7 protein-coding genes are annotated in these 8,476 nt (G+C 50.2%); all 7 read left to right on the plus strand.

Annotation, left to right across the window (positions count from 1 at the left end):
• Window positions 1-115 precede the first annotated feature (115 nt).
• Window positions 116-1,228 (plus strand): CsiV family protein, encoded by a 1,113-nt coding sequence (locus R3177_RS10910; RefSeq protein WP_318971058.1) that lies wholly within the window; start codon window positions 116-118, stop codon window positions 1,226-1,228.
• A gap of 212 nt (window positions 1,229-1,440) precedes the next feature.
• Window positions 1,441-1,719, plus strand: coding sequence for a hypothetical protein (locus R3177_RS10915; protein WP_318971059.1), 279 nt, complete (start codon window positions 1,441-1,443; stop codon window positions 1,717-1,719).
• 53 nt (window positions 1,720-1,772) lie between these two features.
• Window positions 1,773-2,708 (plus strand): ribosome biogenesis GTPase YlqF, encoded by a 936-nt coding sequence (gene ylqF / locus R3177_RS10920; RefSeq protein WP_318971060.1) that lies wholly within the window; start codon window positions 1,773-1,775, stop codon window positions 2,706-2,708.
• A gap of 15 nt (window positions 2,709-2,723) precedes the next feature.
• On the plus strand, window positions 2,724-3,098 hold the full coding sequence (locus tag R3177_RS10925) for a cobalt transporter (protein ID WP_318971061.1): 375 nt from the start codon (window positions 2,724-2,726) through the stop codon (window positions 3,096-3,098).
• A gap of 49 nt (window positions 3,099-3,147) precedes the next feature.
• Window positions 3,148-4,434 carry a TolC family protein gene (locus tag R3177_RS10930; protein WP_318971062.1) on the plus strand — a complete coding sequence of 429 codons (1,287 nt, stop codon included), beginning with the start codon at window positions 3,148-3,150 and terminating at the stop codon, window positions 4,432-4,434.
• Window positions 4,427-5,665: an efflux RND transporter periplasmic adaptor subunit gene (locus R3177_RS10935; protein WP_318971063.1), complete on the plus strand. Its 1,239-nt coding sequence runs from the start codon at window positions 4,427-4,429 to the stop codon at window positions 5,663-5,665. The genes R3177_RS10930 and R3177_RS10935 overlap by 8 nt, the downstream gene beginning before the upstream one ends.
• A 9-nt stretch (window positions 5,666-5,674) precedes the next feature.
• A partial coding sequence (locus R3177_RS10940) for a CusA/CzcA family heavy metal efflux RND transporter (protein ID WP_318971064.1) occupies window positions 5,675-8,476 on the plus strand: 2,802 nt, incomplete at its 3' end.

Consider the following 8,476-nt stretch of genomic DNA (forward strand, 5'->3'; position numbering starts at 1 on the left):
AACTTGAAGGTGGCCAGAAACTACGCTTTGCCATTGCCAGTGCCGATGCCAAAGACCGGCTGACACTGGTTGCCAATATGCTGGCTGACTTCAGCCAACATCAGCTGGAGAAATCATGAAACCTGTTACTGACACTATCTCGGTCTTACTGAAATCAATGCTGGCTGGCCTGACCCTGACATTCAGCTGTTATGCGATAGCGAGCAATACAGCTGCTGAGCGCTGGTTTGAAATTGAGTTAATTGTATTTACTCCGACAACCGGCAACGATTTGAAAGAACAGTTTGACGGTCAGGTTACACCCATTCGCCTGAGCAACAGTTTTGACTTAGTAACGTCACATTATCAACCTGATATCAGCAGCTTGCTTGCAACATTAGCGCCCTGCAACTTGCCATCCGAGACAGCAACTGACCGGTTAGCTGTCGCAGTGCAAAACTGGCAACAGTGGCAACCGCCATTTTCACCGATATTCTGTCTGAGCGAACGGCAGCCACCATCATGGCAGCGCGTTTCATTGTTTCCGGAATATCTGGTCAACAGTCAGCTACCGATGCCAGACAGCTTGCCAGTGCAATTAGCAGCCAAGTCAGATCGACATCAGCCGGTGCCGTATCTGGCGCCGCGCTCTGCCTTTGCGCTGTCCGATCTGGCCAGTAAAATCAGCCGCCAGCCAAACCAGACATTGCTTTTGCATACCGTATGGCGGCAGGCCCCCGTCACAGAAAGGCTGGCAGTGCCCAGCCGCTGGTTTGGCGGTACCAATTATTCTGAATTAACAGATTACTGGGGACAAGACAGAACTCAGGCCGCAACGGACAACGCGGCAGCAACCGCAACCGCGCTGACAATCCTGGACAATGAGCAGCAAGATGACGTATTCAGTGCCATCGATACCCTGCTCGACCAGCTTAATGCCGCTGGCAAACTTGAAGCCCTGCCAGATCAGCGACAACAACTGCCGCTGAGCGGCGACAATCTGTCTAACCTGCCAGACAGGGTATGGCAGCTCGATGGCTTATTTAAATTGCACCTTGATCACTATCTGTTCGTTAATACTGATTTTAACCTGCGGCGTTTTTCTGCTGCGGGCCTGCAGAGTATTAATGTTAAACAAAGCCGGCGGGTAATTAGTGGTGAGCTGCATTATCTGGATCATCCTTATCTGGGCATCATCCTCCAAATCAGGCGTTTTCAGCCACCGGAACAAGAAGCTGAAGCCAAATGAAACTGCTACCAGCACGTTATCGGGCACGATGAATTAACCGGCGCATAATAAGCTTTGCTGAAAAAAGCAAAAAATTTGGCGAACTGGCGGTTGCTATATTTAAAAAAGGAACTAAACTAGCGACTTGGTTACATATTTATACAATTAACAACGGGTAAGTAACATAGATTTTTCTTACATTAGCGCTATCCGTTAACCACAGTCAGAGATCAATGGACGATTTAAACTTAAACCCTGAATTTACGCCCGGACACTATGTGCTGTTATTACTGCTGCTGATCCTGGCCAGTGCCGGCAGTACACTTTTCTCATGGCTTGTGCCGCAAGCTGCCAACAGTCTCTGGCTCGATGTATTACCACCACTGCTCGGTTTATACAGCCTGTTGCTGTTATTTAAAGGCCTGGGCATTCTTCGCTTACCTTCTGCAGCAATGTATTCAGCCATCGCTGCTCCTATCACTCTGGTGAGCTTTTATCAATTTTTACTGTAGCAGGTTATCGCAATAGAGTATGATGCGCCCCTTAGCGCTATTGAGGATAACTGATGTCAATTAACTGGTTTCCGGGCCATATGCATAAGGCCCGTAAAGAGATTGCCGAGGTGATGCCTCAGGTCGATATTATTATCGAAATGCTCGATGCCCGCATTCCGTTCTCCAGCGAAAACCCGTTAGTCCCCCAGTTACGCGGTAATACCCCTTGTATCAAAGTGCTTAATAAGGCTGACTTAGCTGATCCGGCGCTGACTGCAGTCTGGGTGAGTCATTTTGAACAGCAGAGCGGTGTCCGGGCAATTCCGATAAGCCAGCAGCATCCAGAACAAATTAAAGCGTTGTTAACGCTGTGCAACACCATGCTACCAGAGCGAAATCTGGACATTCGTCCGGCCCGCGCCCTGATTATGGGTATTCCGAATGTTGGTAAGTCGACGTTAATTAATACTCTTGCCGGACGCACTATTGCCAAAACCGGTAACGAAGCCGGCGTCACCAAAGCCCAGCAACGTATCAAGCTGGAAAATAACGTTATTCTGACTGACACACCTGGTTTTTTATGGCCAAAACTGAGTCCGCCAACTTGCGGTTACCGGCTGGCAGTCACCGGCGCCATTAAAGATACGGTTTTTGAGTATGCCGATATTGCCTTATTTGCTGCCGATTATTTACTGCAGGCTTATCCAAATGAAGTGATGCAACGCTTCGACCTGACCGAACAACCGGACAGCGATCTGGCGTTGCTTGATGCGATTGGTATCAGGCGTGGTTGTATGCGCAAAGGCGGCGTGGTTGATTTAGAAAAAGCCGGTACTATTCTGATTACTGAGCTGCGTGCCGGTAACTTCGGCCCTGTTACCCTTGAAACACCCGATATGGTCAGTCAGGAACAAATAGATGCTAAAGCTGAAGAAGCTGCAAAGTCGAAAGATAAGGCCGAACGGGAAGCCGAGCGTAAGCGAAAAGCCCAGCGCAAGTATCGTTAAACGACAAAGGATATTATGTCTGGCAGGTTTTTAGGTCAGTTACTGTTGTTAATTATCATGCTGAACCATGCGGTGATGGCGTGTGATACATTGGTAGTGCATATGCCTGATCATAACCACTCCTTTATCAGCCTGACCGATAACCACAGTCTGCCAGAATTAATGCGACATGCTGCTGTGCCAGGCTTTGAACCAGTCCCTGGATCTGTCGATGCCCAAAGTAATGAGCATCTGAATGAGCAGCACAGCGAGCACGCTCATGTTACCTGCTATATTTCCTTTTTATATGGCATTGAACTGCTTAATTTTACCAATAGCGTTATAGCAAGCAGCACTCCTGCTTTAAACCTTATCAGCTACAGCCCTCCCGTACCGCCACCGAACGCCTGATCCTGAGATTTATCATTTTCATTACTGATTAATTAACAGGAGCATACCTATGCGGATGTCATTGCTATTGTCGGTCTTACTGACAGCGACAAGCTATTCAGCTGCGACTGCAGCAGAACAACCACAACTCATTACCCTGACTCAGGCGCTGCAACGAACCTTGCAACACGACACAACGCTGCAGACTTTTCCTTATCAATTACGGATGGCTGAAGCCCAGCAGCTACAGGCTGCCATTCGACCTAACCCTGAGCTGGATGTCTCACTTGAAAATGTGCTGGGCACAGGTAAGCAACAGGGTGTTAAAGCGGCAGAACTCACCCTGAGCTTAAGTCAGCAGATTGAACTTGGCCAGAAACGTGAGCGCCGGCTGGAACTGGCCCAACACCAGAGCCAGCTGCAACGTGATAATTATGAACTGGCCAGGTTGGATGCGCTGGCTGAAACCACCTTGCACTTTGTTGAGTTATTAACCTGGCAACAATTACAACACTGGGCCAGTACAAAAGTCAGCCGGAACCAAGTGCTGCTCACAATGGCCCAAAACCGCAGCAACGCCGGAAACCTGCTGGACGCTGATATCAGCCGGGTAAAGCTGCATCTGATACAAAGCCAGATTGAACAGGCTGATATCCGCCAGACAGCGCAGGATCGCCGCTACCGTCTGGCAGCAAGATGGCATGCCGCCCCTGACTTTACTGTGGTAGCAGGTGATTTGAGCCAGCTGCCTTCTATCCCTGCCCTCCCAGACTTACTCAACCAACTACAGCACAGTGCAGCATTAAAGCGTTACCTTAGTCTGCAACGCATCGCTGATAGTCAGCTGCGTTTAACCAGAGCAAACAGCCAGGCTGACGTCCGAGTGTTAGCAGGAATAAAGCGCAACCAGGCAAATAATGATACCGGGCTGGTGTTAGGCCTGAGCATGCCGCTCACGCTGACCGATCCAAACCTGGGTCGCCTGCAGGCTCAAGCTGCAGATCAGGCGTTGCTGGCCAGGCAGCAACAGCTGGCTAATAGTGAGTTGTCATTACTGGTGCAGCAGCAATGGCAGACACTGCAGCATTTGCGTGCTGAAACCGAAGCCATTGCTAACCTGCTGCTGCCGGAAGCAAAAAAATTGCAACATGCCAGTTTGAAAAGTTACCAGCAGGGCCAGCTGGACCTGTTAAGTCTGATGTCAGCAGAAGAAGAGCTGGCGCAAGCAGAGTATGACCTGATCAAGAGTCAGCGCAGGTTTCATCTGACACTGCTGGAATTAGAGCGCCTGACAGGCCAGCCCGTAACATTGACAACCTCAGCGCCAGTCGCTGCTTTAGAGAACGCTTATGAATAAGTTATTAACAATAGCCACCAGCCTGCTGGCAATCTGCCCGCTAGTTTTTGCTGTTGCCGTCCATGCGGGCGGCGGACATGACGATCATCACGTACAACATACCATTGAACATCCAGAGGGGCCGCATGGCGGCAGACTGTTAACTGAAGCCGATTTTACAGTGGAAGTCTCGTTGTTCGAAACCGGCATACCGGCAGAAATGCGTCTGTATGGTTATATTAACGGCAAGCAGATTGCACCTGCTGAGCTAACGGCTCACGTGACCCTAAACCGGCTGGATGGCAAGGATGAGGTCCGGTTCAGCCCGGAACAGGACTATCTGCTCGGAGATATTGGTATTGCTGAGCCTCATTCGTTTAGCGTCGACCTTAACGTTACCTATCAGGGTAAACAATACCATTGGCACTATGATAGTTTTGAAGGCCGGGTTGAGCTCAATCAGCGGATTTTGCCGCTGACAGGGATTGATACAGCGATAGCGAAAGCCCGGTTGCTAACCGATAAAACGCATTTGTTCGGCGTAATCAGCAGCCCGCCAACCGCGCAGTACCAGGTGAAAGTGCCCTATCCAGGTACGCTGACTGAGGTATTAGTGCAGCAGGGCGATTCGGTTCATAAAGGCCAGCGCCTCGCCCGTATCAGCAACGCGGCAACATTTAAACAGTACGACATTGTTTCGCCGGCGGATGGCATCATTAGCGCAAGGTTTTTTAATCCCAATGAATTGATCCGGGATGAGGTGCTGTTTACCCTGGTGGATTACAGCGAAGTGTATGCAGAATTATCTGCTTTCCCAAACGATCTTATGAAGTTGCGTCTGGATATGCCCGTTGCCGTGTTCAGCTTGCACCAGAGTGAACGCGCCCAAAGTACAATAAGTTATATAGCTCCGCAAATGACCGAAGGTCATATTGCCAGAGTGCGTGCAGTAATAGATAACAGTAATGGCTACTGGCGGCCGGGTATGCATATCAAAGCAGAAGTGTTGCTGGCCACCACACCGGTTGCGCTGGCGGTTGAGAAACGCGCTATCCAGCGCTTTCGTGATATGCCTGTGGTATTTGCCCGTTATGGCAATATTTTTGAAGTGCGGATGCTGCAGTTTGGCCGGGAAGATGATGAGTATGTGGAAGTGACGGCGGGTCTGAAGCCAGGTACCGAATATGTCACTCAGAACAGCTTTGTGCTAAAAGCCGATGTTCTGAAATCGGGCGCCAGCCATGATCATTAGGAGTGCGCCATGATTGACACACTATTAAAATTTGCTCTTAAGCGCCGTTATCTCATGCTGGGGTTAACCTTAGTACTCGTCATAGCGGGCGTCTACAACGCACAGCGACTGCCGATGGATGCCGTACCCGATATTACTAATGTTCAGGTGCAAATTAATACTGCGGCACCGGGCTATTCACCGCTTGAGGCGGAGCAACGGCTGACAGTAATTATTGAAAATGCGATGGCTGGTTTACCAAAGCTGCAGTATAGCCGCTCGCTATCACGCTATGGTATGTCACAGGTAACCGTTGTCTTTAAAGACGGCACTGATATTTACTGGGCACGTCAGCAGGTAGCTGAACGTTTACAGACCGTTCGGGCCAGACTTCCTGCTGACACTAATCCGACCCTGGGCCCTGTGGCCACAGGGCTTGGTGAAATTTTTATGTATACCATCACCGCTGCCGCGAAAGCCAGAAAAGACGATGGTACAGTTTATACCGCTGAAGATTTGCGGACCCTGCAGGACTGGGTAATCAAGCCTCAGCTGGTTAACGTTAAAGGTGTTACTGAAGTCAATACAATTGGTGGTTATCTGCGCCAGTATCAGGTGGCACCCGATCCAGCCAGACTGATCGCCTTTAAACTCACGCTGGATGATATCGCCAATGCACTGCATCGTAATAACAACAACGTAGGTGCCGGCTACATTGAGCAACGGGGTGAACAATGGTTGGTGCGTTCGCCCGGTCAGTTACAAAATCTGGATGACATCAGAACGTTAATCATCGCGAAACGGGATGATGCGCCGGTGCGACTTCAGGATGTCGCAGACATATATTTAGGTAAGGAGCTGCGGACCGGCGCTGCCAGCCTCAATGGCAGCGAAACCGTGTTGGGCACAGTATTTATGCTGACAGGCGAAAATAGTCGTACCGTTGCTCAGGCGGTGGCTGAAAAACTGAGAGACGTTAACCGCTCATTACCGGACGGTGTTAGTGCCGAGGCCGTATATAATCGTACTACCCTGGTTGACAAAACCATTGCTACCGTGCAGAAAAACCTGTTTGAGGGGGCCGTGCTGGTTATTGTCGTGCTGTTTATTTTTCTGCGCAATATACGCGCCGCACTGATTACCGCGCTGGTTATTCCCCTTAGCATGTTGTTCGCCATTAGCGGAATGGCGATCAATAAAGTCAGTGGCAATCTGATGAGCTTAGGAGCAATCGATTTTGGCTTACTGGTCGATGGCGCTGTTATCGTAGTGGAAAATTGTCTGCGCCGGTTAGGTTTAGCACAACGCACAACAGGCCGGTTATTAACACTTGAAGAGCGTTTACGCGAAGTGTATCAGGCGACCCGGGAGGTATTTACCCCGGCGGTGTTTGGCGTTTTAATCATTATGCTGGTATTTCTGCCTATTTTTGCGCTGAGCGGCGTTGAAGGTAAAATGTTTCACCCGATGGCGTTTACCGTTATTGCCGCGCTGGCCGGCGCCGTGCTGCTGGCAATCACCTTTGTCCCGGCGGCGATTGCCATTTTTGTTCGTGGCAAAGTGCAGCAGCATGATGCTGCACTGATGCGCAGGCTGAAAAACGGTTATTCGGTAATCCTCAGCTACAGTTTGCGCCACTCACTGCTGTTTATTATTGGCGCATTACTGATTGTGGCGGGCCTGTTCTGGCAAGGCAGCAAACTTGGTAGTGAATTTATGCCACAGCTGGATGAGGGCGACATCGCCTTGCACGCGCTGCGCATTCCCGGTACGGGCTTAGAGCAATCATTGCAGATGCAACTGCTGCTGGAGCGTGAAATTGCTGCCCTGCCTCAGGTCGAGCGGGTATTCAGTAAGCTGGGAACAGCAGAGATTGCAACTGATCCAATGCCGCCTAATGTGGCGGACACCTTTGTTATACTCAAACCGGTATCGCAATGGCCAGATCCCAGCTTAAGTAAAGCAGAGTTTCTGACACTGTTACGCCAAACGGTTTCAGCGGTGCCGGGCAATAATTATGAATTTACCCAGCCGATCGAAATGCGATTTAACGAGCTGATTGCCGGGGTACGAAGTGATGTTGCCCTGAGAATTTATGGCGATGACCTGACTGAGCTCACTAAGCTGGCAGAACAGGCCTCAGCAATCCTGGCAACTGTGCCGGGGGCCGAAGATGTCAGGATGGAGCAGACCACTGGCTTACCGATGTTATCCATCGAGCCGGATCGCGAACACCTGGCATTGTTGGGTATTGATACAGCGACCGTGCAACAGGCGATTCAGACGATGGTTGGCGGGACACAGGCTGGCCTGATTTATCAGGGTGACAAGGCGTTTGCGATAATTATCAGAGCAGACGAAAGCTTAAGAAGCGATCCGCGACAATTAAAACGTTTGCCGGTAGCACTGCCAGGCATGTCGGATGACAACACTGAGCTGACCTATGTGCCCCTTGGTGAAGTTGCCCATTTTAATGAGATTAATGCCCCGAACCAGATAAACCGGCAGAACGCTAAACGCAATATCGTGGTCAGTGCTAATGTGTCAGATCGAGATCTTGGGGGGTTTATAAATGAAACCAAGCAGTTAATAAACGACGAACTGGCGTTGCCTGCCGGTTACTGGCTGAGTTACAGTGGCACTTTTGAGCAACTGCAGTCGGCGTCAGACCGGTTAATGTGGGTAGTGCCCCTGACATTACTGATGATTTTAGGTCTGTTGTTCAGCGCCCTTAACTCAGCAAAGGATGCACTGGTGGTCTTCAGCGGTGTACCACTGGCATTAACCGGTGGTTTTGCTGCACTGATGCTTCGCGATATGCCTCTGTCTATC

It is taken from the genome of Arsukibacterium sp. (assembly GCF_033722355.1).
Taxonomy (GTDB): Bacteria; Pseudomonadota; Gammaproteobacteria; order Enterobacterales; family Alteromonadaceae; genus Alishewanella.

Excerpts from the sequence above, each read along its gene's own strand:
- R3177_RS10910 (WP_318971058.1), top strand. The coding sequence starts at position 116 with ATGAAACCTGTTACTGACACTATCTCGGTCTTACTGAAATCAATGCTG.
- R3177_RS10915 (WP_318971059.1), top strand. The coding sequence starts at position 1,441 with ATGGACGATTTAAACTTAAACCCTGAATTTACGCCCGGACACTATGTG.
- ylqF (WP_318971060.1), top strand. The coding sequence starts at position 1,773 with ATGTCAATTAACTGGTTTCCGGGCCATATGCATAAGGCCCGTAAAGAG.
- R3177_RS10925 (WP_318971061.1), top strand. The coding sequence starts at position 2,724 with ATGTCTGGCAGGTTTTTAGGTCAGTTACTGTTGTTAATTATCATGCTG.
- R3177_RS10930 (WP_318971062.1), top strand. The coding sequence starts at position 3,148 with ATGCGGATGTCATTGCTATTGTCGGTCTTACTGACAGCGACAAGCTAT.
- R3177_RS10935 (WP_318971063.1), top strand. The coding sequence starts at position 4,427 with ATGAATAAGTTATTAACAATAGCCACCAGCCTGCTGGCAATCTGCCCG.